Raw genomic sequence first — 23,099 nt, forward strand, 5'->3', positions numbered from 1 at the left:
AAACCCCCCCCCACACCCCACCCCCCCCCCCCCCCCCCCCCAAACCCCCCCCCCCCCCCCCCCCCCCCCCCCCCCCGCCGCCCTGTTCTCTGCCGGTACCCCGCCGGCCGTCGGGAGCGAGCGGCCCGGTACCGGCTTCTCAGCCGGCCATCGGCAGCGAGTTCCCCTGGACCGCCTGGATGTCCAGCTCCACCCGGAGGGTGGTGCCGATGGCGGCGATACCGGCCGCCACGACCTGGTTGTAGTTCATCTTGAAGTCCTCGCGGTGCAGCTCGGCGGTGGCGCTGAACGCCGCCCGCGTACCGCCCCACGGGTCCGGGCCCGTCCCCAGGTACGAGAGGTTCAGGTCCACCGGGCGCTCCACGCCGTGCAGCGCGAGGTCGCCGTGGACGATCCAGCGGTCCGGACCGGCCGCCTCCAGACCCGTGGAGCGGTAGGTCAGCTCCGGGTAGGTCTCCACGTCCAGGAAGTCGGAGTTGCGCAGGTGCCCGTCGCGCATCCCGTTGCCGGTGTCGATCGACGAGGCCTTGATGACCGCCTCGACGCGCGACTTCTCCACGTCCTCCGCGATGTCGATCCGGCCGGCGAACTCCGTGAACCGGCCGCGCACGCTGGAGATCCCCAGGTGCTGCGCGGCGGCGGCCACCGACGAGTGCATCGGGTCGATCGTCCACGGCCCGGGCGGCGGCAGCTCCGCGCCGCCCTGCCGGGCCAGCGTCACGGTGCCGACGTCCATCCGGCCGCTCGCCGTCACGATCGAGGTCGAGGCGACCGGCGCGTAGCCCACGGCCGTCACGATCACCGTGTACGGGCCGGGCTGCAGCGGGGCCGCGTCGCGCACGACGCCGTCCTCGTCGGCCGTGGCGCGCAGGACCTGCGTGCCCGTCATGTCCGTGACGGTCAGCACCGCGTGCTTGACCGCCCAGCCGTCGCGTGTCCGGACCTGTGCCCGAACGCCCGCGCCAGTCGAACTCATACCCACTCCCGATTCGTGCTTGGTACATGTGGGCCCCGGTGGCGGCGGGCAGGCCGTCCCCTGCCTATGTCGCCCGCCGCCGCCGAGGCCCTGTGGTCCGGCCCGGGACGCGTCTCCGCTCAATGCGTGCCCCGGACCGGGGCTCTGCTCACAGGGCGATCGCCCCGGCCCCCGTTCTGATGACCGCCGGTCAGTCGCCGGGGTGCGCGAGCTCGACGTCGTAACCGTCGACCCCGCCCGTGTCGACCGACAGCGCGTTGGCCACCGGCGGGTACCCGCTGGCGATCACCGTGTAGTCGCCGGAGTCCAGGTCGGTGAAGGCGTACGCGCCGTCAGCGCCGGTCGTGGAGGTGGCCACGACGTTGCCCGCCGCGTCGACCAGCGTGACCCGCGCGTCCGGCAGCGGACGGCGGTCCGCACCGGCCCGTACGACGCCCTGGACGCGGGCACCGGACTGCAGCGCGATCTCGATGCGGGTGGTGCCCTGGCCGCTGACCTCGACCGGCTGTGCGGTCGGCCGGTAGTCGGTGGCGTTCACCGCGACGGTGTACGTACCGGCGGCCAGCTCGTCGAAGGCGAAGTTGCCCTCGACGCCGGTCTTGCCGGTCGCCAGCACCTCACCGCGGACGTCCGTGACCACGACCATCGCGCTGTCCACCGGCGCGCCGGTGACCACGCTGCGGACCTGGCCCCGGAGGCCGCTGGTGCCGCTGAGCAGGATGTCGTAGCCGATCGGCTGGTCGCCGACGACGACCGTGGACGCCTGCGGCTGGTGGCCGTCGGCGGCGGCGATCAGGACGTACGAGCCGGCGCCGGGGGCGTTCAGTACGTACGAGCCGTTGGCCTGGGCCACCGAGCGGCCCAGCTGCCGGCCGCTGAGCGAGATCAGCGTGACCGCGGAGCGCGGGACCGGGGTGCCGTCACCGTTCCGGACGAAGCCGGTGATGGCCGGGCCCTCCGGGGTGCCGGGGTCGCCGGCGGAGGCGTACGCCGCCAGCGGCTGGGCCTGGGTGGCCCTGGCCGGCTGGGCCTGCGCCCAGGACGGCGTCCGGTCGTCGGCCACGGAGGGGGCGCCGACCAGGGCCGGCTCCCGCTCCTCGGTCGGCGCGGCCGAAGCGGCGGCGGCCGAGGCGGTGGCCGGGGCGGCCGCGGCGTCGGCCGGAACCGCCGTCGCGTCCGTGGTGGTGCCGGGCGCCGTGGCGTCCGGGCCGTCGGAGGACTGTGCCAGTCCACCCTTGGTCTTCAAGGCGACCTCCTTGATGAAAAGCGTCAGAAGGAAGGCGAGCAGCGCGCACGGGGCGGCGATCAGGAAGATGTCACCGACAGCGTGCCCGTAAGCACTCTCCATGACCGTCCGGAAGGGCGCCGGGAGGGCGTCCAGGTCCGGAATGCCCCCGCCGCCGGTCCCGGCCTGGCCCGCCTTGGCGGCGGCCGGTCCGAGGTCGGTCAGGCCGTCCTTGACGTAGTGCGTGACTCGGTTGGCCAGCACCGCGCCGAGCGCCGAGACACCCACCGCACCACCGAGGGAGCGGAAGAAGGTGACGACGGACGAGGCGGAGCCGAGGTCCTGCGGGGCGACCTGGTTCTGCGTGCACAGGACCAGGTTCTGCATCATCATGCCGATGCCGAGACCCATCAGGGCCATGAAGATGGCGATGTGCCAGTACTCGGTGTCGTACCGGATCGTGCCCAGCAGGCCGAGGCCCGCGGTCAGCAGCACGCCACCGGCGACCAGCCAGGCCTTCCACTTGCCGGTCTTGGTGATGATCTGGCCCGACACGGTCGACGAGACGAACAGCCCCGCGATCATCGGGATGGTCATCACGCCGGACATCGTCGGCGACTTGTCGCGCGCCAGCTGGAAGTACTGGCTGAAGAAGACGGTGCCGGAGAACATCGCGATACCGACGAACAGCGAGGCCGCGGAGGCCAGCGAGATCGTCTTGTTGCGGAACAGCCGCAGCGGGATGATCGGCTCGGCCGCCTTGGTCTCGACCAGGATGAAGAGCAGCGCGAGCACGACGGCCCCGCCGACCATGGCACCGGTCTGCCAGGACATCCAGTCGTACTTGTCGCCGGCCAGGGTGACCCACACCAGCAGCAGGCAGACCGCCGCACTGATGAAGAAGGCACCCAGCCAGTCGACCTTGACGCCCTCGCGCTTGATGACGGGGAGCTTCAGGGTCTTCTGCAGCACGATCAGCGCGATCACCGCGAAGGGCACGCCGACGTAGAAGCACCAGCGCCAGCCGAGCCACGAGGTGTCGGTGATGACACCGCCGAGCAGCGGCCCGCCGACGGTCGCAACCGCGAAGACGGCACCCAGATAACCGCTGTACCGTCCCCGCTCCCGCGGGGAGATCATCGCGGCCATCACGATCTGGGCCAGGGCGGACAGACCGCCCACGCCTATGCCCTGCACGACACGGCAGGCGATCAGCATCCCGCTGTTCTGCGAGAGCCCGGCAACGACCGACCCTGCCACGTAGATGACGAGGGCCAGCTGCACCAGCAGCTTCTTGCTGAACAGATCGGACAGCTTGCCCCACAGCGGGGTGGTCGCGGTCATCGCCAGCAGCGAGGCCGTGACGACCCATGTGTAGGCGCTCTGGCCACCGTTCAGGTCGTGAATGATCTGCGGCAGCGCGTTCGACACGATCGTCGAAGAAAGAATGGCGACGAACATACCGAGCAGCAGCCCGGAGAGCGCCTCCATGATCTGACGGTGCGTCATGGGGGCTCCGGCGGAGGCGTCACCGCCGCCTCCGTGCTTGGCGTGGCCGGCCCGCACACCGGCTGGTGTGGTTGTAGCCATGTAATTCCTTATCGTCCTGCTGATGTACGGGTGGTTTCGGTACGCGTGACGTCCGTACGCGTGGGTTCCTGGTGCGCCCGGGTGCGGCAGTCGCCGAAGCTCTCGTGCAACTTCGCGAGCAGCTCGTTCAGCCGGCCGACGTCGTCGTCGGACCAGTCGTCGAGGTACCGGGCGAGGGAGTCTGTGTAACGGACGGACAGCTCGGCGAGCAGTTCGCGTCCGCGGGTTGTCAGTCGCAGCAGCCTGGACCGCTTGTCCAGAGGGTCGGGCTCCCGCTCGATCCAGCCGCGTTCCGCGATGTGCGCGACGTGCCGGCTGGTCACCGACATGTCGATCATCAGCAGCTCGGCCAGCTTGCTCATCCGCATCTCGCCGTACCGGTCGAGGATGGTGAGCACGCCCACCGAGGCGGGCGGGCAGTCATGCGGCAGGATGCGCCCGAGCTCGCGTTTCACGGCACCGATGGCGCTGAGTTGCCTGGCCAGCTCCTGGTACTGACCCTGCGCGGCCATGGGCACCTCCACACATCTTTTGTTGCTTGAGGCAACCATAGAACCACTTGGTTGCCGAAGGCAAACGAATCCGACGCCCGCGAGGTAAAGGAAACCAAAAAGATGCACCGCACACGGGTCAAGGGTGCGAGAGGGTCTCGTAAATCCCCAGGTCAGAGAGGCGTACGGCGCCAACCCCAGGGCATACGACGCGCCGCCCCCTCCCTGTGTGATCTCTCCATCACCACTTTGCGGGGCTCTGGCCGACTCCGCACCGATGTCGGCTGTGCCCGTGCGGGCCCGTCGGCCCGGCGCCCAGGGGTGTGCCGCTACCCGCCGGTTCGCTAGTGTCTCGGCCTATGGCGAACAACCCGCAGACGCCCGACGGCAACCACGACCCGGCCGGCAGCACGCAGATGTTCCGCGCCTTCGTCGACGAAGGCGCCCCCCAGACCCCCCGCACCGCCGCGGCCACCCCCCAGTCCTCCTCGGGCCCCCGCGCGGGCATCATCATCGGCGTAGTCGTCGCCGTCGTGATCGTCGCAGCAACGGCTTGGCTGGCACTGAGCTGATCCCGTACTCGCCTCTCCCGAGTAACGACACTCACCCCTCCCCTCCCTTCGAACGATCAATAGGGCTTCTCCCGGGCAGACACACACCCGGAAGAAGCCCTTATTGCTGGCGCGCGAACCGGCCGACCGGCCGGCTATGAGGATCCGCGCCCGCCCCGGCTCTCCGCGATCCTGAGCGCGTCCCGCAAGGCCTCCACCAGCCCGTACGCCAGACACCGCACCTCATTGGGTCGACCCCGGTCATCCCGTCCCCGTCTGCCGAGCACCTCACTCGCCCGCTCGACCAGCCGAGCCCCCATGGCGAGCTGCACGGCTTCCACGTCATCGGCCAACCGCGCGACGTAACCGCCGCCGTCCCCGTCCTCCGACAGATAACACCGCTGCCCGTCGGCCCCGGTCCAGGGCAGCAGTCGCAACCGCTCCGGATCGCTCACCAGGCGAACACCGAGAAGCCGCCGTCGTGGGCGAAGAGCCGAGCGGCCCGCTCACGCGCCTGCTGCTCACACTCGACGAGATACGGCCGTACTGGACGGGTGGCGTCCCCGTCGATCACGGTGTCGAGCCGAGGGAGCCGTCGCGGTGGTCGCGGGGAGGCGGGCAACAGGGGATCAGCAACTGTCGCACCAGCCGACGGCGCGGTATCTGAGTGCCTGCGCCCAGCCACCCACCCAATGACGCTTCGGACGATACGGTGACGCATGTCGATGCTCCTTGCACAGAAGGATTCAGCGTTGACCACGCCCCGGGGCTGTTGGCGCAGCCGCCGGGGCTCTTACTGTCAGCGCATTCTATGCATACTACGGCCTACTAGGTATTGCCTCGATCGCGTGGTTCAGTGCAGAGTGCTTAGCGTGGTCATGTGATCGAATTTGCTCCTGACCGACCTCGCTGGCGCCAGGTCGCCGACGTGATCCGAAAGCGCATCGCCGACGGCACGTACTCACCCGGCACGCGCGTCCCGTCGGTGCTCCAGCTCCAGGAAGAGTTCGGCATCGCCGTAGCCACGAGCCAGAAGGTCCTGCGCGGGCTGCGTACAGAAGGGCTGCTCTACACCGAACCGGGCCTCGGCTCCTTCGTCTCGAAGCAACTTCCCGAAGACTTCACCGGCGACCCCCCGGACGCATGAGCAGCGCTCCGCTGGACTTCGACCCGACGCGTCCCAAGTGGGTGCAGATCGCGGACGTTATCCGTGCGCGGATCGCAAGCGGCGAGTATCCACGGCACCACTTGCTCTCAGAGGTCCGTCTGGAGGCAGAGTTCGGTGTCGCGCGCGTGACCGTACGCAAGGTCACCGCCGCCCTCCGCGCCGAAGGCCTCATCGTCACGACCCCGGGCATGGGCTCCTTCGTCTCCAAGAAGCTCCCGGAGAACTTCGCGGGCGAACCCCCGGACGCGTGAGCGCGCCACGAACGGTTCCATCGACCTGCGCCGCTGAGTCAACGACTGCCTCTCCATATCACCGAACTGTGGCTGCTCAAGCCGGCAGAGGAGGATCCGGTGAGCGCGGACCTTGTCGCAGCAGCCGTCGACATGTTGGCTGAGAGCGGGCCGATGCGGGCAGACCTCTGGTCGACCGCATCACCGGCAGCCGGGTTCACCACCTCAAGGAGCTTCGGCCGGGAAGCACGGGTAGGACCGAGGTTCGGGTCCTGTTCGTCTTCGATCCGGTACGTGAGGCGGTTCTCCTTGTGGCGGGGGACAAGGCGGGCCGTTGGAACCAGTGGTACGAGGACGCGATCCCGCTTGCCGAGGCTCGCTATAACGCGTACTTGGCGAGTGCCCACCGCACAGGAGAGGACGGGAACGCCTGATGACTGGCCACAGCAGTTGGGCCGAGGTGAAGCGCCGGATGCGTGAAGCCCATCCCGAGGTCACCGATGCCGAGTGGGAATCCCGCAAGCAGGCAGCCCGGACGGCGACCGAGGCATACGTACTCGGTTACCACCTGCGCAGGATCCGAGAGGAACAGGGACGCACACAAGCCCAGATTGCGGCGGCGGTCGGCGTTTCCCAGGCGAGGGTTTCCCAGATCGAGCGGGGCGAGATCCACAACCTGGAGACGATGCGCACGTACGCTGCGGCGCTGGGTGCCCGGATCACGCTATCCATCGAATACGGCGACCGAGTGATCGGTGCTGCCTGAGGAGTCCCTCCCCGTGACCGTACGCGAGGTCACCGCAGCCCTCCGCACCGAAGGTCTCATCGTCACGACCCCAGGCATGGACTCCTTCGTCTCGAAGAACCCGCCGAAGCCGTAGGCCGGCTCGAGGAGTCAGTGAACGGGTCGGGTTGAGGTCAGATCGCTCGGCGCGCACCAGTTCAACCTCCGAGTCCCAGTGTGGCCGACGCCGTCCGGGAGCATTTTGGCTGCGCCGCCCACCTCTGCGAACTGGAGGAATCGCCAGCGGGTGAGAGAGCCACACCCACGCCAACTCGTAGATCTGTACGGGACAACCTTTATAGTCACATCATTTTCGCCTGTCCGCCTGGTTGCGTGAAGGCGCCTATTCGAGGGAGCGGTATATCTGCAAGGCGGCGGTGCAGAAATCTTCGGGTGGCGAGTATGAGTGACTGTCAACGTAATGAACAATCATTGCAGGGGCGGCGTATGTAACGCCCCTTGAGCTGGTTACGTGAATTTCGCCACTTCCGATGAACGTATCATTCCAGGAAGTGTTTTCGCGAGCCACCTGGAAAGATGGGCAGAGTTCGCAGAAATGCATGCCTCGCTGAACGTTTACCGAATTTTCGGCGAGTTTGGCGAGTGCTTTTACGAGCCCTTCAGGAGTCTCCTTCTTTTGATAGTCATGCTCTCTGGAAAGCCATCCGACGTTCAGCATGGAATCATTGGACTCGGAGTACGTATAAGGGCTCAGGTCCGGGTAGTAAGTCATCTGTCATCACCAAGGCTTGATGTGTTCGCGGCAAATCACGACGTGTACGGCGCCCATGCCTTCAGTGACGATATCACTGAGCCGAGTGGGTGCGTTCACGGTTATTGACTTGCTGCTGATGTTCAGGTTTTTCGGTACATCCACAGTGTAGTCAGGTAGGTTTTTTCCGGGGCCGAAAGTCTCGAATGGCGCCCTGTTCCCGCCGACCTCCACCTCATGGCCGATAGCGTCGGAAAGGCGTTGTCCGTCTTCGACGTAGAACTTAAGCCATGTTCCTGATGGGACGGTCATGTCACCTGCGCCGAACTCATAATATCCGTGTCCGGATATTACCTGGGAGTTATCGGTCCTCCCCTTTTGCGTCACACTTTTCGCCCAGTCGTTACCGTTCCCCTCGCCATGTGCAGGCGGTTGGGCGCGCCTGTCTTGGTCCGGCGGACACGGAGCTAGACCAAGAACATCGGTCGATGCCATTGGGTTGTGGACATATGCAGCCGGGTTAGGGGCTGGGCTCAGACCCAAGGGGTCAGGTGAAAGGTAGCGTGCGGTGCCAGGGTCGTAGTACCGGAAGCAGTTGTAGTGCAGGCCGGTTTCAGGGTCGAAGTATTGACCTGGGAAGCGTAGGGGTGTGTAGGCGGTTGCGTCCGCGTTCCAGGTGGTGGTGCCCCAGAGGGTGGTGCGGGTGCGCCAGGCTATTTCGCCGTTGGGGGAGACGAGTTCGGTGGGGGTGCCGACCAGGTCGGTGATGATGGCGAAGAAGCGGGAGTCGATCTCGGATTGCGGGGCGTCCGCCGCGGTGATGCGTTCGGTTTGGGCGAGGGGGGCCAGGCCGTTGTGGTCCCAGGTGAGAGTGATGGCAGGGGTCGACTCGCTGGCCGAGGTGGTTTGTTCGGTGAGGGTGGCGCCGTCCCAGGTGAAATCCACCTGTTCCAGGACAGTGGTGCCGTCTGAGGAAAGGCGTTGCTTGGCGGTGCGGCGGCCCAGGGGGTCGTAGAGGTAGCGCCACGTGGTGCCGTCCGGGGTAGTGACGGACGTGAGGCGGTCCTCGGTGTCCCAGGTGTAGTGCCAGGTTTCGCGTTTGCCGGAGAGGTGGCGCTTCTGGCGTACGGTCATCCGGCCCGCGGCGTCGTGTTCGTAGCGGATGCGGCCGGCCTGGGTGAGGCGGGTGCCGGTGTACGTGCGTGCGCCTGTGGCTTCGGAGTTGGCGTGGGTGGTTGGCCACTCGGCCTGGGTTTGGTTGCCTGCCTCGTCGTATGCGTAGGTCTCCGTCCAGTTGTGGGCGGAGACCGCGGTGACGTGGCCTACGGAGTCCAGGGTGAAGCGGCGCGGGCCGTTCAGCTGGTCGTCGATGGCGGTGAGGTAGCCGTCGGGGCGGTAAGCATACGAACGGTGTTGGAGGGGTGCGCTGCCCGTACTGGCGCCATCGGGGTCGGCTGCGGCACCTGTACCGGTCCCGTACAGGGATTGGGACGCCAGGCGGCCCGTCGCATCCCAGCTCTGGTGGAGAGTGATCAGACCGCCGGTCAGGTGGCGGCTGATCTCCTGGCCCGCGGCGTCGTGGGTGAAGTCGAGCGTGCGGCCGGATGTGGTGAGGGAGGTGCGACGGCTTGCGGCGTCGTAGGCGTAGGTGGCCTCGGCGCCGGTGGGGGTGCGGCGATGTATGCGGCGACCGAGCACGTCGTACGCGTGCGACATGGTGCGGCCGTTGACCGATTCGGCCGTCACGCGCCCGAGGGCGTCGCGCTGCCAGATCACTTCGCAGTCAGACGTAGCCGCCCTCAGCGGCCGTCCGCTCGCGTCGTGGGAGTAACGGGTCACCACGCCGTCGCTCGTGCGCTTCGCAGAGGTACGGCCGAGTTTGTCGTACTGGTAGACGGTCGTGTCGCCGAGCGGGCTGGTACGAGCGGCGAGGCGGCCTGCCGAGTCGCGTTCGTACGACACCTGGCGCCCGTCGAAGTCCGTCTCCGACAGCAGCAGGCCGGCCGGGTCGTAGGCGTACGACCACTCCAGGCCCTGTGGGTTGGTGACCTTGGAGAGCTGGAGTTTGGTGTCGTAGGTGAACGTGTAGCGGACACCGTTGGGATCCGTGCGGGCGACGAGCTGGTCGAAGTGGGTGTACTCGAAGCGGGTCACGCCGCCCGCGGCGTCGGTGTGGGTGAGGCAGTTGCCCTCGCCGTCGTACGTCCAGGATTCGGTCGCGCCGTCGGGGGCCGTACGGCGGCTGAGGTGGCCTTCGACCGTCCAGATGTAGCGGGTGGTGGCGCCGAGGGGGTCGGTGTGCGAGACGACGCGGCCGAAGGCGTCGCGTACGTACGCGGTCACACCGCCCAGAGGGTCGGTGATCTGCTGCGGGAGGCCGGCGGCGTCGCAGCGTACGTGGGTGGTGTGGCCCGCGGCGTCGGTGATCGAGGCGAGGTGGCCTCGGTCGTCGTACGCGAAGGTGGTCACCGCGCCGGCCGGATCGATGACCGAGGTACGCCGGCCGGCCTCGTCGTACGTCTGGCGCCAGACCGCGCCATCGGGCTCTGTTACCCGGGTCGGTAGCCCGAGTTCGTTGTACTCCGCCGTCACCTGGGTGTCGTCGGGGCGAGTGACGGCGGCCAGTTCGCCGGTGGCGGTGTACGTGTACGAGGCGGTGTGGCCCAGTGGGTTGGTGACGGAGACCGGGCGGCCGTGGCTGTCGCGTTCGGTGCGGGTGACCGCGCCTGTCGGGCTGATCTCGGCGACGATCTTGTAGCGGTCGTCGACCAGGTAGCGGGTCGTGTGACCGAGGGAATCGGTCAGTGCGGTGATGCGGTGGCCGGTTTCCGGGTCCGTCGCGTCGTAACTGATGCGGACCGCGAGGTGGCCCTCGGTGCCGCCCTCGGCGATGCAGCGGTCCTGGTCGTCGTAGGTGTAGTCGTAGCGGCGGTCGTTGCTGTCGGTCCAGGAGACGACGCGGTACCGGTCGTCGTACTCGAAGCGCAGCGGGAGGCCGGAAGAGTTGATGACCGACGTGAGGTTGCCATCGGTGTAGTCGTAACGGAGGAGCTGCTGGTCGGTGCCGTCCTCGGCCGCGCCTGCAAGGTGGAGGGCGGTGATCCGGCCGTCCTCGGTGGTGAGCTTGAGGTGGTAGCCGGCGGAGTGGACGACGCCGGTCGGCGTGCCGTCCTCGTCGCGGTCGAAGGTGATCCAGTGGTCGCCGTTGCGGTCGGTGATCTGGTCCAGGTGCGCGACGCCGTTCCCGGCCTCGTCTCCGTCGGAAGGCGGGGAGAAATGGCGTACGTGGCCGGTGTGCGGGTCGGTGAGGGTGTAACCCCCGTCAGGGGTACGTTCGAGCGGCCGGCGAGGGCCGGTCACCGGGAGCGTCGGCACGCCCGGGACAGGGTGGGGGTAGGACAGCAGCAGGCCGTCTTCGCTGACGAAGACGACGCCCTCGGCATCGACCTCCAGCCGTTGATCGGCCGTGCTCGCCCAAGAGGGGCCGAACCACCGTCCCGTCCTGCGACCGGATTCCAGTTGCCGGGAGAAGACCAGCGGGAGCGCGCCCGGTAGCACGATGTCCGTCTGAGGCAGGTACATCTTTCCGGTCGCGAGGTCCACCGGGTCCGTGTCGGCCGACTCCCGGTGCGGAGTCTCCGTATCGGACTGGTGGGGGCCGTCCTCGTCCAGGTGACGGCGCGCCGATCCTTCTCCCGCGTCCTCCACCGCCTCCCGCCCCTCGCGGCGGAGTGCGCTCTCTCCGGCGTCCTCGCCGAGGCGGGCCAACCTGGCCGTCCGGGATCCCGCGCTCGCCGCCGCGCCCGCGCCGCCCGTGAGGACGTCCAGGAGGACGTCGAAAGCGAGGCGGCCCTCGGCCTCCCGGCGGTCGTGGCTCCAGCCGGTGCCGACGACGGCGGCCGGGAGGCGCTCCGGGTGGTTGGCCAGGCCGACCAGGCCCGCCGCGGTCGAGTTCAGCGTCATCGCGTACTCGGCCGGGTGGGAGATGTTGTACGAGTCCATCGGGCTGATCGAGCGGGTGAAGGACGCGAGGCCGAAAGCGCCCTTCGTGAAGCCGCCCACCGTGTGCAGGAGCTCGGTCGGGGCGCCCTGGATCTTGTCGTACGCCTCCATGCCCAGCCTGTCGGTGAACTCCGGCTCGGTGGGGGCGTGGGCCAGGGCGGCGTCGACCTGGGTCACCGCGTGGGCGCCGGCCGTGTTGCGCTGCGTGCGGGCGTGCTTGAGCTTGTCCTTGGCCGCGTCGCGCAGCGCTTTGCCGGGGTCATGGGTGAAGCCGCCGGGGTCGGTGGGGCGCTTGCCCGGGTCCTTGCCCGCTTCCTGGGCGTCCTTGTAGGTCTGGAGGTCCTTCCCGTACGCGGTCACCTCCTTCGCGTGTGCGGCCCGCGCCTTGTCGGTCGCCTCCTGGCCCTTCTTGTACTCGTTGATCGCCACCTGGGCCTGCTGCTGCGCCCAGTCGACGGTCTCGGCGAAGTCGGACAGCGCCTTCGACGCCTTCTCGCAGGCATCGGCGGCGTGCGCCCACTTGGTGGGGTGCATGGCGAACTTCTTGCGGAAGGAGTCGGCGGCCTTGCCGCGCCACTCACCCGAGTCCAGCTGCCGCATACCGGAGGCGACCTTGTCGAACGCCTTCTGGAAGTCGGTGAGGTTCTTGGCCGTGGCGCGGATCTTGCCGACGCTGCCGTGCACCAGCTTCTTGGGGTCCTCGGTCTCGCCGAGCTGCCACTCCTCGACCTCGGCGCCGAGATGGTTGGCGACCGAGTCGCCCTTGCTGCGGACCCAGTCGGCGCCGCTGTCCCAGCCGGCGTCGTCCATGGTGTCCGCCAGCTGCCCGCTGTAGTGGTCGATGCTCCTGCCGATGGCCTTCTGGCCGTCCTCGTACGCGTCACCGACCTTGTCGGCGACGTCGTTGACCCCGTCCTTGACGCCGTCCGGTATCCAGTCGTCCCAGCCCATCAGCTCTTGCTTCCCCCGTGCTCGGTGCGGCCGTCCCCGCGCGTCTTCCCGTCGTTGGTCTGCTGATCCGGGCCGTACGTGTCGTCCATCGCGGCGTCGTACTCGTCCCCGTAACCGGCGAGCTCCGCGTACGAGCTGTACTGGCCGCCGATCATCCCCTCCGTGGTGAGGTCGTGCGCCGTCGCCTTCCAGACCTCCTTGGCGTTCTGGCCGGCCTCCAGCATGGACTTGGCGCTGTAGTCGGGGTTGGTGAGGTTGTGGATCGGGTTGTCCTCGAGGGTCTGGCCCCAGCTGCGCTTCTCGGCCTTCTCCTCGGACAGGTGGGGGTTGCCCATCGTCGCTGTCCAGCCGACCTTCATCGTGCCCTGGACGTAGTCGTCCGCCTCGTGCATCAGGCCCGCCGAGAGTCCCGCCCGTTCGGCGAAGTCGAGGGCCTCCTTCACGAGGGAGCGGACGCCCCACTCCCAGCGCTCGCAGAACGTCTCGAACTTCGCCGTGAGATCGGCGTAGCCGGTTTCCATGCCGGTCAGGGCGAGTTCGGAGAAGCCGCGGCCGACCTCGGCGCCGCCCGCCTGGCCGATGTCCTGCAGTTCGTCGATGGCACCGTTGATGCCGCTGGTGATCTTCTTGATGGCCGACGGGGAGACGTGGAGGTCTTTCAGCTCGTCGCTCATCTCGGGCTGCTCGCCGCTCACGCCGTCGCCTCCCCCGGGGCCGGGCCCGGGCCCGGGACCGGTCCCTCGCCTCGGCCCTCTCCCGTCGCCTTGGCCGCCGCGGCCGTCGCGAGTGCTTCACCGTTGGCGCCGTCCACGGCCGCTTCCTCGGGGACGATGCCGAGTACGGGCGGGAACATCACGCAGCCGCCCGCCTCGGCGTCCGCGACGTCCAGGGCCACGCCTGTCGGCTCGCCGGTCGCCGGGACCACCACGTCCAGCAGCCGGGCGCCGTACACGGTCAGGAACTCCAGGCCGTCCGCGGGCGGTGGCTCCCAGCCGGCGGCGACGGCGAAGCGGGCGAGGGCTTGCTTGTCGCTGAAGGCGTAGATCCAGCGGATGCCGCCGTAGGTCGCGGTCATCAGGTCGCCGTCGAGGGTTGGCACGATCACGGCCGTACGGCGGAACTCGCCCAGCCGGGCGGCGAACGCCCGCTTCTCGTGGGCGATCACCTCGTCGGCGTCGGGGGCGACGGCAGGGCTCGTGTCACGGTCGGTCGGCGCTGCCGCCGGCGGCGCCTCGTCCGTACGGTCCGCTCGCGGCTCGCTCGCCTGCCGCTCCCGGGCTGCCGCCTCGTCGTCGGCCTGGCGCAGCAAGTCCTCCAGGCGCGGCCGGCCATCTGCACCCGCAGCACCTGAAGTTGCCCCCACCCCACTGGTACTCATGCATCACATGTTCGCATTCGTGTCTGACAGGCGACCAGGAGCTTCGGGAGGGCGGGGCGTTGGGGCTGTTACTTCCAGGTGACGTCGACGTCCTTTGTGTCGATGTGCATGCCGAGTGGTACGCGCCACTCGTCCACGCACACCTTCCATGTGTGCGTTTCCCTTGCCCCGCCGGGGAGCGGGACGGGGAGTTCGCGGGTGGACTCCCGGGTGTCCCAGTCGATTCCCAGGCCGCCGATGATGTGCGTCTTGAAGGTGACCGTTCCGTCCGTCACCGGCCGGCCGCCGGTATTGCGGATCTCCACTGTGACCTTCTCGCACCACCGGACATCGGCCTTGGCCAGTTTCGGGGCGCCGACTTCGAGTAGGGCGGGGCTGTTGTCGGTGGGAGGAGGAGTGGACGTGGAAGGGGGAGTGGACGTGGGAGTGGGGGATGAGGGCGGGGCGCTGGTGTCCGGGGTGGTGCCGGTCGGCGGGCTCGTGTCGCCGTGGGAGGGCGGCTGCGGGCGCTGTGGTTCTTCTGGTGTGGCGCCTCGGGCGTCTTCGGGGAGGCTGCCGGTCGCCGTACCGCCGGGACGTTCACCGGTATCTCCGGGGGTGGCGTCGGTGTCGGCGCCGTCCAGCGGGATCAAGGAGACGTCGTCCGTCGGGGCCACGGGCCTCACCGGGGCCTTGCTGTCCGCCGTGCCCGCCGCGATGTAGCCCGGGCCCTCGGTGTTGCCGCAGTACGCCAGCACGCCACCCAGTAACAGCAGCACTCCCGCCGATGCGCCAACTGTCGTCCGTCGCATGGGTGCAGTGTGGGTGACGGGGCGTCAGGTGTACAGAGGTGTTCGCGTGCGCTGTACCGGGTTCGCGGGTGCGCATGCCGAAGCCCCGGGCCAGGTGATCGCTTGTGGCGCCTGGGGCCCGGGGGTGCGTTGCGTCGTCAGTCCGTGGTCAGGCCGTCACGGAGTTGGGCGAGGGTGCGGGTGAGGAGGCGCGAGACGTGCATCTGGGAGATGCCGACCTCCTCGCCGATCTGGGACTGGGTCATGTTCGCGAAGAAGCGGAGCATGATGATCTGGCGTTCGCGCGGCGGGAGTTTGGCGAGCAGCGGCTTGAGGGACTCGCGGTACTCCACGCCCTCCAGGGCGGTGTCCTCGTAGCCGAGGCGGTCCGCGAGGGAGCCCTCGCCGCCGTCGTCCTCGGGGGAGGGGGAGTCGAGGGAGGAGGCGGTGTAGGCGTTGCCGACGGCGAGGCCGTCGACGACGTCCTCCTCCGATACGCCGAGGCAGGTGGCGAGTTCGGCGACGGTGGGGGAGCGGTCGAGCTTCTGGGACAGCTCGTCGCTGGCCTTCGTGAGGGCGAGGCGCAGCTCCTGGAGGCGGCGCGGGACCCGTACGGACCAGGACGTGTCGCGGAAGAAGCGCTTGATCTCGCCGACGACCGTGGGCATGGCGAACGTCGGGAATTCAACGCCCCGTTCGCAGTCGAACCGGTCGATCGCCTTGATCAGGCCGATCGTGCCGACCTGGACGATGTCCTCCATCGGCTCGTTACGGCTGCGGAAGCGGGCAGCGGCGTAACGCACCAGCGGGAGGTTCAGCTCGATGAGCGTGTCGCGGACGTACGTACGCTCCACGCTGTCCTTGTCGAGTGTGGCCAGCCGCAAGAACAGGGAGCGGGAGAGCGTACGGGTGTTGAGGGCGTCGTCGTCGTGCACGTGCGGTGCTGGTGCGGGAAGCACCTTCGAGCTGCCCAGTTCTACGGACATGCCACCCCCTTGAGGTCGCGGTCGGGTCGCCGCTGCGTCTCTTCGTCCCCATGCGGAGCAAAGAGTTCAGCCTCCACCTGAATACCGGAGGCGGCGCCACGGCAAACGCGGTTCCTGCAGAATGTCACATGTCGGCAACACGCTGTAGCGCCATGTCGACATATCCCTGCAGGAAGCGGGGGCGCGGCCTTGGGGGGTGTACCTCGTCCCGGTTAGGCGTCGATCCTGTTTGCGGATCTGAGCCGGGCGAAACTCCGCGAGAGCAGTCGGGAGACGTGCATCTGGGAGACGCCCAGCTCCGCGCTGATCTGGGACTGCGTCAGGTTGCTGTAGTAACGGAGCAACAGGATGCGCTGCTCGCGTTCGGGCAACTGTACGAGCAGATGGCGGACGAGGTCGCGGTGCTCGACGCCGGCCAGCTCGGGGTCCTCGTACCCCAGGCGGTCCAGCAGGCCGGGCAGGCCGTCGCCCTCCTGGGCGGCTTCGAGGGAGGTCGCGTGGTACGAGCGGCCGGCCTCCAGGCAGGCGAGCACCTCCTCCTCGCCGATCTTCAGGCGCTCGGCGATCTCCGCGGTGGTGGGGGACCGGCCGTGCAGCACGGTCAGGTCCTCGGTGGCGCCGTTGACCTGTACCCAGAGCTCGTGGAGGCGGCGGGGGACGTGGACCGTCCGTACGTTGTCGCGGAAGTACCGCTTGATCTCGCCGACGACGGTCGGCATCGCGAAGGTGGGGAACTGCACGCCGCGGTCCGGGTCGAACCGGTCGATCGCGTTGATCAGCCCGATCGTGCCGACCTGGATGACGTCCTCCATGGGCTCGTTACGGCTGCGGAAACGTGCCGCCGCGTACCGGACCAGGGGGAGGTTCGCCTCGATCAGCGCGTCCCGCACGCGGCCGTGCTGGGGGGTGCCCGGCTCCAGGCCGGCCAGCTCGGCGAAGAGGACTTGCGTGAGCGCCCGGGTGTCCGCACTCCTGCTCTGGCGGGATGGCGCCTTCGGCGCAGTACGGGCCGTCACGGTTCACGCCTCCCCTTCACAGCGCTCCAGTGCGTCAGTAAGTCACGTGCGTCGGTAAGTCGCGTGCGTCGGTAAGTCACGCGCTTCGGTTGCTTCGGTTGCTTCGGTGATGCGATGTCGCGGTCGTGCTTCGGTGATGCGGTGTCGCAGTCGTCTGCGGTAACGGACTCATCGGGCAAAAGCGGTCATAGCATCACAAGACATGTGCACTGTGTGCAAGCACCGCATATTGCCGTGTTGAAGGGCAGTTGGCGGTGGTGGGTGGGCGTCGAGGGGGCGGTACGGAGGGGGCGGGAGGCGCCTTTCTCGGGCCGCCGGCGGGTGGGCGGGCATGAAGAAACCCCCCGCCCGCAGGGGCGAGGGGCTGTTCGGCCCGGAGGGGGCCGGGGCGGTGCCGCCGGGCGCTCGGGCGCGCGGCAACCGCCGTATCGCGGTCCGGCCGGGGCCGGACGGCGCTCAGATCTCGTAGTCGGCGATCACCCAGGTGGCGAACTCCGCCCACTGCTGGACACCCGCCTGGTGGGCGGGGTGCTCCAGGTAGCGCGTGAGGGCGTCCTTGTCGGCGACGGCCGAGTTGATCGCGAAGTCGTAGGCGATCGGGCGGTCGGTGACGTTCCAGCCGCACTCCCAGAACTCCAGCTCGGGGATGAGGTCGCCGAGCTCCTGGAAGGCCTTCACGCCGGCCGCGACGCGCGGCTCGTCGCGCTCGACGCCGTCGTTGAGCTTGAAAAGGACCAGGTGGCGGATCACGGGCGGCCTCCAGGGTGCGGAACGGGGGGAATCGTTTCTGCTGTCGACAGGTCTGCGGAGCGGTGGTGCGACTACTTGATCAGTGAGGTCATGAAAGGTGAGGTCATGAAATCAGTGAGGTCATGAACTGGCCCACGCCCTGTGCGGCGTCCGAAATACCCTCGAACCCTATTTGCACGAGGTCGGCGGCCCGCGTCGGGGACGTGACGATCGTGTACAGGACGAAGACGACGACCACGTACAGCGCGATCTTCTTCGTTTCCACCATGCGTCCCCGTCTCCCCTACGGCCCTAACCGGCGGCTCCTGCCCGGTGCAGTCGGGCGAGTTTAACCACACCGGCCCCACGGCAGCAGCCGTGCCCGGGTCGGCTCCGGCCGTTCCGGCGCCCGTGCCGTCTCCGCCGTCCCCGGACTCACGCCGCCCTTATGGACGAAAGTCCCGCCAATCCGGGTCGTTCGGCGCCCCGTTGGACCGGGGGTACGGCTGCACGCTGGACGGTGAGCCCGGCGGATTCGGCAGGAGTCCGCGGGGTGGGGACCGGGACCTCGCTGCGGGGTCCGTACCGCTTTCCTCCCGGCCGCGGTGCGGGCCATGAGGCCCGGAACGGACGAAGGGCCCGACTCATCAGAGTCGGGCCCTTCGTGCGAGCGGTAGCGGTGGGATTTGAACCCACGGAGGAGTTGCCCCCTCACGCGCTTTCGAGGCGCGCTCCTTCGGCCGCTCGGACACGCTACCGAGATAGAGCTTAGCCCAAGGGGGGCCGTGCGCCGAAATCGGTTCCGGGGGAGCGGCGTGGGAACGGGGTTCCGAGCCGCGCGAAAGGGGCCGGGTGGCGGTCCATAAGGCGCGCGGCGCGCCCTCAGCGGTCGCGGAAGAAGTCCGTGAGGAGTGCCGCGCAGTCGTCGGCCAGGACGTCGGTGATGACCTCGGGACGGTGGTTGAGGCGTCGGTCACGTACGACGTCCCACAGGGAGCCGGCCGCGCCCGCCTTCTCGTCGCGGGCGCCGTACACGACCCGGTCCACCCGGGAGAGCACGATCGCGCCCGCGCACATCGTGCAGGGTTCGAGCGTGACGACGAGGGTGCAGCCGGTGAGCCGCCATTCGCCCGCCCGTCGCCCGCCACCGCCCCGGCCGGAATCGCCGCGCGATGCTTCCTTTTGGATCGTGTCGGCCGCCGCCCGGATGGCGAGGACCTCGGCGTGCGCCGTCGGGTCGCCGGTGGCCTCGCGTGCGTTGTGGCCCGTGCCGATCACCCGGCCGTCCGCGGACAGCACGACGGCGCCCACCGGGACGTCACCGGTCCCGGGGGCGAGCGCGGCCTCGGCCAGGGCCTGCCGCATGGGCGCGGCCCACGGGTCGCGCAACGGATCGGGTGCGGGGTCCGCCGGGGCCGCGGCGGGCTGTGCGTCGGTCATGGGAACAGTGTCCGGGACCGGTGGACGCCGGCCCGCGGCGGGCGGACGGGGAGCGGCCCGCGGTGCGCCGCTCCCCGGCCGTCACCGCACCGCCTCCAGGACCTCCGTGCAGCCGAGCGCGTCGGCGATCCCGCTCAGCGCGTCGCCGTGGTTGTCGAAGGACAGCAGCTCCTTGGCGCTGACGCCGAGGTCGTCGAGGAGCTCGACATCGCCGAGCGGGCCGGCCGGCGCCGGGTCGTCAGCGGCGGCCTCCGGCTCGTCCTCAGCGCCCTCGGGCTCACCGTCCTCCGTACCGTCCAGGTTGGTCAGACCGTCGAGATCCTCCTGCTCCTCGTCGTCGCGGCCGAGCAGCTCGTCGGCCAGCATGGCGCCGTACGAGCTACGGGACGCGGCGGCGGCGTTCGAGATGAAGACGCGGGGGTCGTCCTCGCCGTCCACCCGGACGACGCCGAACCACGCGTCCTCCTGCTCGATCAACGCCACCACCGTGTCGTCGTCGACCGCCGCCTGCCGGGCCAGGTCGGCCAGGTCGGCAAGCGTCTCCACATCGTCGAGCTCTGTATCGCTCGCTTCCCACCCGTCTTCGGTGCGCGCGAGCAGTGCGGCGAAGTACACCGTGACTCTCCCACTGGTCAGAGGCGTATCCGGGCCGGGCGAGGGCGGACGCGCGTGCGCCCGGAGTCCCCGCCCCATCGGAATCGTGGCAGAAACAACGCGTTCGCGCGGGGTCTTCGGCGCTGCGTCGTGCGCGGGTTCTGCGAGATCCGGTCCGCGTGGGGGCCGGACGGGGGCCGGACGGGGGTCGGATTCCGCTCCGCAGCCCGTCCGGACGGGGCGCGTACGCCTCATCCGGACGGGCTGCGGGCGCCTCATCAGTGGGGCAGCCGCGAGGACGGTCGCCAGGACGTTCGTGTCACCAGCGGAACGTCCGCATGCGCATCGCCTGCCGCATCCGGGCGGCACGTGCGCGGCGCGGCTGCACGCGGTCGCGCAGCTCCTTGGCCTCGTTCAGCTCACGGAGGAACTGCGCCCGCCGGCGTCGGCGCGCCGCGTCGGACTCGGTGGTCCCGCCGGCCGCCGGCTCCTCCTCTTCCCGGTCCGCCGGGTGGTCGGGTCTGGGGCCGCCGCCCTCGCTTCTCGCCGCGCCGTGCGCGGCGCCGGGCCTGCGCGCTTCCGCACGGTTCTGGCGTGCGTCCGGCCTGCTCTGCCGGGTGTCCTGCCGGTTCTGACGGTTCTGCCGGGCGTCCTGACGATTCTTCTGGTCGGGCATGAGCGACACCGCCTCGGGCCGAGGTTCTCGCCCGGAGGCCGGCCGGCGATCCGGGCGTCTGTGCCCACTTTCCCCCTAAGTGGTGGGTTGATGCGACTTGGTTGACGTTGGCCGAGGGGTGGTCCGTGGATGGCTGATCTTCGTACGGCGAGGTCGCGCGCCCACCGGCGGGCGCTTCGGGGGCCCGGCCTCGGTTACTGTCGATGTCATGCGGATCCACGTCGTCGACCACCCGCTGGTGGCGCACAAACTCACCACGCTGCGCGACAAGCGCACCGACTCCCCGACCTTCCGGCGCCTCGCCGACGAGCTGGTCACCCTGCTCGCGTACGAGGCGACCCGCGATGTGCGCACCGAGCAGGTCGACATCGAGACCCCGGTGACGGCGACCACCGGCGTCCGGCTCTCCCACCCCCGCCCGATGGTCGTGCCGATCCTGCGGGCCGGTCTGGGGATGCTGGACGGCATGGTGCGGCTGCTGCCGACGGCCGAGGTCGGCTTCATGGGCATGGTCCGCAACGAGGAGACGTACGAGGCACAGACGTACGCCACCCGGATGCCGGAGGACCTCTCCGGGCGCCAGGTCTACGTCGTGGACCCGATGCTCGCCACGGGCGGCACGCTGGTCGCGGCGATCAAGGAACTGATCAAGCGCGGCGCCGACGACGTGACCGCGCTGTGCCTGCTGGCCGCGCCCGAGGGCGTGGAGGTCATGGAGCGGGAGCTGGCGGGGACGCCGGTGACGCTGGTCACCGCCGCGGTCGACGAGCGGCTGAACGAGGACCGCTACATCGTCCCCGGGCTGGGCGACGCGGGCGACCGCATGTACGGGACGGCCGGCTGAGCGTACGAAGGGGCCGCTGATCCCGACAGGGTGATCGGCGCCCTATGGAGCGGTCGGCGCGCCGGTGGTGCTCAGCACTGCGGCGTGTCCGGCTTCTCCTTCGGCGGGGCGGTCAGCGCGGCGAGCGCGGCCTTGGCGTCCTTCTCCTTCGCCAGGTCCTTGTACTTGTCGCCGATGATCAGGTCGACGACGCCGCCCTTGCGGGCGTCGGTCTTGCGCTGGGCCCCGGACACCTGCGTGCCCAGCACCTTGAAGGAGCCGTCCGCCGCGGCCGGCGCGCCGAGCAGTACGGCGGTGCCCTTGACCTTCTTGTCGTAGGCGGCGGGCGCGTTGCCCACCTCGCCGATCGTGAAGCCGCGCTTCTTGAGCGCGTCGGCGGTGTCCTTGGCGAGCCCGCTGCGGGTGGTCGCGTTGAACACGTTGACCTTGATCGTCTTCGGCTCGGGCAGCGGCTTCGCGGTGTGCTGCGGCTTGCCGCCGTCCTGCCCGGACGGGCACTTGGGCTTCTCCTGCGCGGCCTGCGCGGTGCCGCCCTGCCCGGTGAAGACGTCGATGAGCTGTACGGCGCCCCAGGCGCCCACGCCCAGTACGCAGGCCGAGGCGACGACTGCCACAACGATCCTGCGCTCACGACGGGGACGGCGCATCCGCGGATACCTGTCGCCCGTGATGCGGTACTTCTTACCGCCCATGCCGGGGGGCGTCAGCATGCTCATGTCCGCAGCGTAGTGCGGCTGCCGCGCTCTGCCTATTAAATGATCTGTTCGTGGCGCGAGACCTGACCCGAAAGGGCCAATACCGGGCGTCGTCGCCACGCCGTGTGAGGCTCGGGCCCTCGATTCGGGCGTCGAGCGGCTCTCGATCAGCCCTTGGACACAGGCTCTTAGTGGCGGGTCTCAGTCCAGTTCCAGGACGCGGGCGTGGAGTACCTGGCGCTGCTGGAGCGCGGCCCGGACCGCGCGGTGCAGTCCGTCCTCCAGGTACAGGTCGCCCTGCCACTTCACGACGTGCGCGAACAGGTCGCCGTAGAAGGTCGAGTCCTCCGCGAGCAGCGTCTCCAGATCGAGCTGCTGCTTGGTGGTGACCAACTGGTCAAGGCGTACCGGGCGCGGGGCCACATCCGCCCACTGGCGGGTGCTCTCCCGGCCGTGATCGGGGTACGGCCGCCCATTTCCGATGCGCTTGAAGATCACACGGAAAGCCTACCGGTCACCCGGCCTCGGGCGCAGCCATGTCGCACGGGTACGAACGGGGTGTATACGGCGTACAGGGAGCAATACCCCGGCGCCGCCCGAGTACGGCACGGCGGGCCGGTGGAGACCGGCCCGCCGGGAGTGCGTCACCACACCAGCGCGTCGGCCGGGTTGTCCTGCCAGTACGTCACCTTGGCGGCACCGGGCTGGATGAAGACCGGGCCACCCTTGACGGTGACGGACTTCAGGGCGACGTCCTTGGCGACCGCCACCTCGATGCTGCCGGTCTTGAAGCCCTTCTCCGACGAGTCGGCGGCGGAGAGGGTCAGACCCGCGTAGGCGGTCTCGCCGGGGGCGAGGGTGACCACGGCCTGCGGCTCGGAGCCGTCGACGACCGGGGTGACCGCCTGCTGGTCCTTGTGGAGCCGCAGGAGGGGGTAGGTCTCGGCCGAGAAGTCGCAGGTCTTCTTCGAGGTGTTGGTGGCCTTGATCAGGACGTGGTTGATCGGGCGGCTGACGGTGCCGGCCTCGAACTTCAGCGCCGATGCCGTGCAGGGCGCGGGCCGGGCGGCGGCCGGCCGCGCGGACTGGGCGAGGGCCGGGCCGGCGGTGGCGGCCAGCGCGCCGACGGCGATGAGGGAGGCGACGGCGGCCTTGACGGTCTTCTTCGAGGTCTTCTTCGACATGGTGGGTTCCCCCGTGAGTGGTGACTGCGACGGCTGGTGGTGAGGCGGCCGGCTGGTCCCTCCGGCACGACATCCACTCTGCCCGGGTGGGCTATTGGTCCACTAAC

The 23,099-nt window shown here is 69.3% G+C and carries 24 protein-coding genes, 1 tRNA gene and 1 pseudogene; 6 read left to right on the plus strand and 20 right to left on the minus strand.

Annotated features, from left to right (window positions below):
- Positions 1-139 precede the first annotated feature (139 nt).
- From ACZ4MH_RS32655 to ACZ4MH_RS32665, 3 genes are all read right to left on the minus strand, one after another.
- Positions 140-976, minus strand: a complete 837-nt coding sequence (locus ACZ4MH_RS32655) for a YceI family protein (RefSeq protein ID WP_351601365.1) — start codon at positions 974-976, stop codon at positions 140-142.
- 190 nt (positions 977-1,166) lie between these two features.
- Complete coding sequence (locus tag ACZ4MH_RS32660; RefSeq protein ID WP_467754831.1) at positions 1,167-3,710, minus strand: MFS transporter; 2,544 nt, start codon at positions 3,708-3,710, stop codon at positions 1,167-1,169.
- 89 nt (positions 3,711-3,799) lie between these two features.
- On the minus strand, positions 3,800-4,303 hold the full coding sequence (locus ACZ4MH_RS32665) for a MarR family winged helix-turn-helix transcriptional regulator (RefSeq protein WP_351595340.1): 504 nt from the start codon (positions 4,301-4,303) through the stop codon (positions 3,800-3,802).
- 338 nt (positions 4,304-4,641) lie between these two features.
- Here ACZ4MH_RS32665 and ACZ4MH_RS32670 point away from each other — a divergent pair, with 338 nt between their 5' ends.
- A complete protein-coding gene (locus ACZ4MH_RS32670; protein ID WP_351595337.1) occupies positions 4,642-4,854 on the plus strand; it encodes a hypothetical protein in 213 nt (70 codons plus the stop codon).
- Positions 4,855-5,284: 430 nt separating this feature from the next.
- Here the strand turns inward: ACZ4MH_RS32670 and ACZ4MH_RS32675 are convergent, their stop codons facing one another.
- Positions 5,285-5,407, minus strand: a complete 123-nt coding sequence (locus ACZ4MH_RS32675; protein WP_351595334.1) for a hypothetical protein — start codon at positions 5,405-5,407, stop codon at positions 5,285-5,287.
- Between the two features lie 306 nt (positions 5,408-5,713).
- Between ACZ4MH_RS32675 and ACZ4MH_RS32680 the strand changes: the two genes are divergently transcribed.
- The 4 genes and pseudogenes from ACZ4MH_RS32680 to ACZ4MH_RS32695 all read left to right on the plus strand — a co-directional run bounded on the left by ACZ4MH_RS32680 (position 5,714) and on the right by ACZ4MH_RS32695 (position 6,997).
- The gene (locus ACZ4MH_RS32680) at positions 5,714-5,980 is read left to right on the plus strand and encodes a GntR family transcriptional regulator (protein WP_351595331.1); all 267 of its coding nucleotides are present in this window, start codon (positions 5,714-5,716) and stop codon (positions 5,978-5,980) included.
- Positions 5,977-6,252 (plus strand): GntR family transcriptional regulator, encoded by a 276-nt coding sequence (locus ACZ4MH_RS32685; protein WP_351595328.1) that lies wholly within the window; start codon positions 5,977-5,979, stop codon positions 6,250-6,252. Before ACZ4MH_RS32680 ends, ACZ4MH_RS32685 begins: the two co-directional genes overlap by 4 nt.
- 45 nt (positions 6,253-6,297) lie before the next feature.
- Positions 6,298-6,665: pseudogene (locus ACZ4MH_RS32690) on the plus strand (type II toxin-antitoxin system RelE/ParE family toxin).
- Entirely contained in the window at positions 6,665-6,997 is a 333-nt protein-coding gene (locus ACZ4MH_RS32695) for a helix-turn-helix transcriptional regulator (RefSeq protein WP_351595325.1), read from the plus strand. The pseudogene ACZ4MH_RS32690 and the gene ACZ4MH_RS32695 overlap by 1 nt, the downstream one beginning before the upstream one ends.
- A 361-nt stretch (positions 6,998-7,358) precedes the next feature.
- Here ACZ4MH_RS32695 and ACZ4MH_RS32700 read toward each other — a convergent pair whose 3' ends face one another.
- The 13 genes from ACZ4MH_RS32700 to ACZ4MH_RS32760 form a co-directional block, all read right to left on the minus strand.
- Entirely contained in the window at positions 7,359-7,748 is a 390-nt protein-coding gene (locus ACZ4MH_RS32700) for a DUF7919 family protein (RefSeq protein ID WP_467754832.1), read from the minus strand.
- Between the two features lie 6 nt (positions 7,749-7,754).
- Positions 7,755-12,680: a putative T7SS-secreted protein gene (locus tag ACZ4MH_RS32705; protein WP_351595321.1), complete on the minus strand. Its 4,926-nt coding sequence runs from the start codon at positions 12,678-12,680 to the stop codon at positions 7,755-7,757.
- Entirely contained in the window at positions 12,680-13,375 is a 696-nt protein-coding gene (locus ACZ4MH_RS32710) for a hypothetical protein (protein ID WP_351595319.1), read from the minus strand. The genes ACZ4MH_RS32705 and ACZ4MH_RS32710 overlap by 1 nt, the downstream gene beginning before the upstream one ends.
- The gene (locus tag ACZ4MH_RS32715; protein ID WP_351595317.1) at positions 13,372-14,058 is read right to left on the minus strand and encodes a hypothetical protein; all 687 of its coding nucleotides are present in this window, start codon (positions 14,056-14,058) and stop codon (positions 13,372-13,374) included. The genes ACZ4MH_RS32710 and ACZ4MH_RS32715 overlap by 4 nt, the downstream gene beginning before the upstream one ends.
- Positions 14,059-14,126: 68 nt before the next feature.
- Entirely contained in the window at positions 14,127-14,849 is a 723-nt protein-coding gene (locus ACZ4MH_RS32720) for a hypothetical protein (protein WP_351595315.1), read from the minus strand.
- A 137-nt stretch (positions 14,850-14,986) separates the two neighbouring features.
- Positions 14,987-15,814, minus strand: a complete 828-nt coding sequence (locus tag ACZ4MH_RS32725; protein ID WP_351595313.1) for an RNA polymerase sigma factor SigF — start codon at positions 15,812-15,814, stop codon at positions 14,987-14,989.
- A gap of 212 nt (positions 15,815-16,026) precedes the next feature.
- On the minus strand, positions 16,027-16,830 hold the full coding sequence (locus tag ACZ4MH_RS32730; protein ID WP_030259822.1) for an RNA polymerase sigma factor SigF: 804 nt from the start codon (positions 16,828-16,830) through the stop codon (positions 16,027-16,029).
- Between the two features lie 456 nt (positions 16,831-17,286).
- A complete protein-coding gene (locus ACZ4MH_RS32735; protein WP_351595310.1) occupies positions 17,287-17,580 on the minus strand; it encodes a Dabb family protein in 294 nt (97 codons plus the stop codon).
- 103 nt (positions 17,581-17,683) lie between these two features.
- Positions 17,684-17,848: a hypothetical protein gene (locus ACZ4MH_RS32740; RefSeq protein ID WP_351595307.1), complete on the minus strand. Its 165-nt coding sequence runs from the start codon at positions 17,846-17,848 to the stop codon at positions 17,684-17,686.
- A 382-nt stretch (positions 17,849-18,230) separates the two neighbouring features.
- A tRNA-Ser gene (locus ACZ4MH_RS32745) sits at positions 18,231-18,317 on the minus strand.
- Between the two features lie 124 nt (positions 18,318-18,441).
- On the minus strand, positions 18,442-18,999 hold the full coding sequence (locus ACZ4MH_RS32750) for a nucleoside deaminase (RefSeq protein WP_351595304.1): 558 nt from the start codon (positions 18,997-18,999) through the stop codon (positions 18,442-18,444).
- An 81-nt stretch (positions 19,000-19,080) separates the two neighbouring features.
- Entirely contained in the window at positions 19,081-19,614 is a 534-nt protein-coding gene (locus tag ACZ4MH_RS32755) for a tRNA adenosine deaminase-associated protein (RefSeq protein ID WP_351595301.1), read from the minus strand.
- Between the two features lie 298 nt (positions 19,615-19,912).
- Complete coding sequence (locus ACZ4MH_RS32760) at positions 19,913-20,269, minus strand: hypothetical protein (RefSeq protein WP_351595349.1); 357 nt, start codon at positions 20,267-20,269, stop codon at positions 19,913-19,915.
- Positions 20,270-20,477: 208 nt separating this feature from the next.
- Between ACZ4MH_RS32760 and upp the strand changes: the two genes are divergently transcribed.
- Entirely contained in the window at positions 20,478-21,113 is a 636-nt protein-coding gene (gene upp / locus ACZ4MH_RS32765) for a uracil phosphoribosyltransferase (protein WP_351595298.1), read from the plus strand.
- A gap of 71 nt (positions 21,114-21,184) precedes the next feature.
- Here upp and ACZ4MH_RS32770 read toward each other — a convergent pair whose 3' ends face one another.
- The 3 genes from ACZ4MH_RS32770 to ACZ4MH_RS32780 form a co-directional block, all read right to left on the minus strand.
- Positions 21,185-21,805 (minus strand): LytR C-terminal domain-containing protein, encoded by a 621-nt coding sequence (locus tag ACZ4MH_RS32770; RefSeq protein ID WP_351595346.1) that lies wholly within the window; start codon positions 21,803-21,805, stop codon positions 21,185-21,187.
- A 204-nt stretch (positions 21,806-22,009) separates the two neighbouring features.
- On the minus strand, positions 22,010-22,306 hold the full coding sequence (locus ACZ4MH_RS32775; protein WP_004943146.1) for a type II toxin-antitoxin system VapB family antitoxin: 297 nt from the start codon (positions 22,304-22,306) through the stop codon (positions 22,010-22,012).
- A 146-nt stretch (positions 22,307-22,452) separates the two neighbouring features.
- Entirely contained in the window at positions 22,453-22,992 is a 540-nt protein-coding gene (locus ACZ4MH_RS32780) for a DUF4232 domain-containing protein (RefSeq protein WP_351595296.1), read from the minus strand.
- Positions 22,993-23,099: the final 107 nt, after the last annotated feature.

The sequence above is a fragment of the Streptomyces sp. NPDC026301 genome, from assembly GCF_055567935.1.

Excerpts from the sequence above, each read along its gene's own strand:
- ACZ4MH_RS32655 (WP_351601365.1), bottom strand. The coding sequence starts at position 976 with ATGAGTTCGACTGGCGCGGGCGTTCGGGCACAGGTCCGGACACGCGAC.
- ACZ4MH_RS32660 (WP_467754831.1), bottom strand. The coding sequence starts at position 3,710 with ATGACGCACCGTCAGATCATGGAGGCGCTCTCCGGGCTGCTGCTCGGT.
- ACZ4MH_RS32665 (WP_351595340.1), bottom strand. The coding sequence starts at position 4,303 with ATGGCCGCGCAGGGTCAGTACCAGGAGCTGGCCAGGCAACTCAGCGCC.
- ACZ4MH_RS32670 (WP_351595337.1), top strand. The coding sequence starts at position 4,642 with ATGGCGAACAACCCGCAGACGCCCGACGGCAACCACGACCCGGCCGGC.
- ACZ4MH_RS32685 (WP_351595328.1), top strand. The coding sequence starts at position 5,977 with ATGAGCAGCGCTCCGCTGGACTTCGACCCGACGCGTCCCAAGTGGGTG.
- ACZ4MH_RS32695 (WP_351595325.1), top strand. The coding sequence starts at position 6,665 with ATGACTGGCCACAGCAGTTGGGCCGAGGTGAAGCGCCGGATGCGTGAA.
- ACZ4MH_RS32700 (WP_467754832.1), bottom strand. The coding sequence starts at position 7,748 with ATGACTTACTACCCGGACCTGAGCCCTTATACGTACTCCGAGTCCAAT.
- ACZ4MH_RS32705 (WP_351595321.1), bottom strand. The coding sequence starts at position 12,680 with ATGGGCTGGGACGACTGGATACCGGACGGCGTCAAGGACGGGGTCAAC.
- ACZ4MH_RS32715 (WP_351595317.1), bottom strand. The coding sequence starts at position 14,058 with ATGAGTACCAGTGGGGTGGGGGCAACTTCAGGTGCTGCGGGTGCAGAT.
- ACZ4MH_RS32720 (WP_351595315.1), bottom strand. The coding sequence starts at position 14,849 with ATGCGACGGACGACAGTTGGCGCATCGGCGGGAGTGCTGCTGTTACTG.
- ACZ4MH_RS32725 (WP_351595313.1), bottom strand. The coding sequence starts at position 15,814 with ATGTCCGTAGAACTGGGCAGCTCGAAGGTGCTTCCCGCACCAGCACCG.
- ACZ4MH_RS32740 (WP_351595307.1), bottom strand. The coding sequence starts at position 17,848 with ATGGTGGAAACGAAGAAGATCGCGCTGTACGTGGTCGTCGTCTTCGTC.
- ACZ4MH_RS32750 (WP_351595304.1), bottom strand. The coding sequence starts at position 18,999 with ATGACCGACGCACAGCCCGCCGCGGCCCCGGCGGACCCCGCACCCGAT.
- ACZ4MH_RS32760 (WP_351595349.1), bottom strand. The coding sequence starts at position 20,269 with ATGCCCGACCAGAAGAATCGTCAGGACGCCCGGCAGAACCGTCAGAAC.
- upp (WP_351595298.1), top strand. The coding sequence starts at position 20,478 with ATGCGGATCCACGTCGTCGACCACCCGCTGGTGGCGCACAAACTCACC.
- ACZ4MH_RS32770 (WP_351595346.1), bottom strand. The coding sequence starts at position 21,805 with ATGGGCGGTAAGAAGTACCGCATCACGGGCGACAGGTATCCGCGGATG.
- ACZ4MH_RS32780 (WP_351595296.1), bottom strand. The coding sequence starts at position 22,992 with ATGTCGAAGAAGACCTCGAAGAAGACCGTCAAGGCCGCCGTCGCCTCC.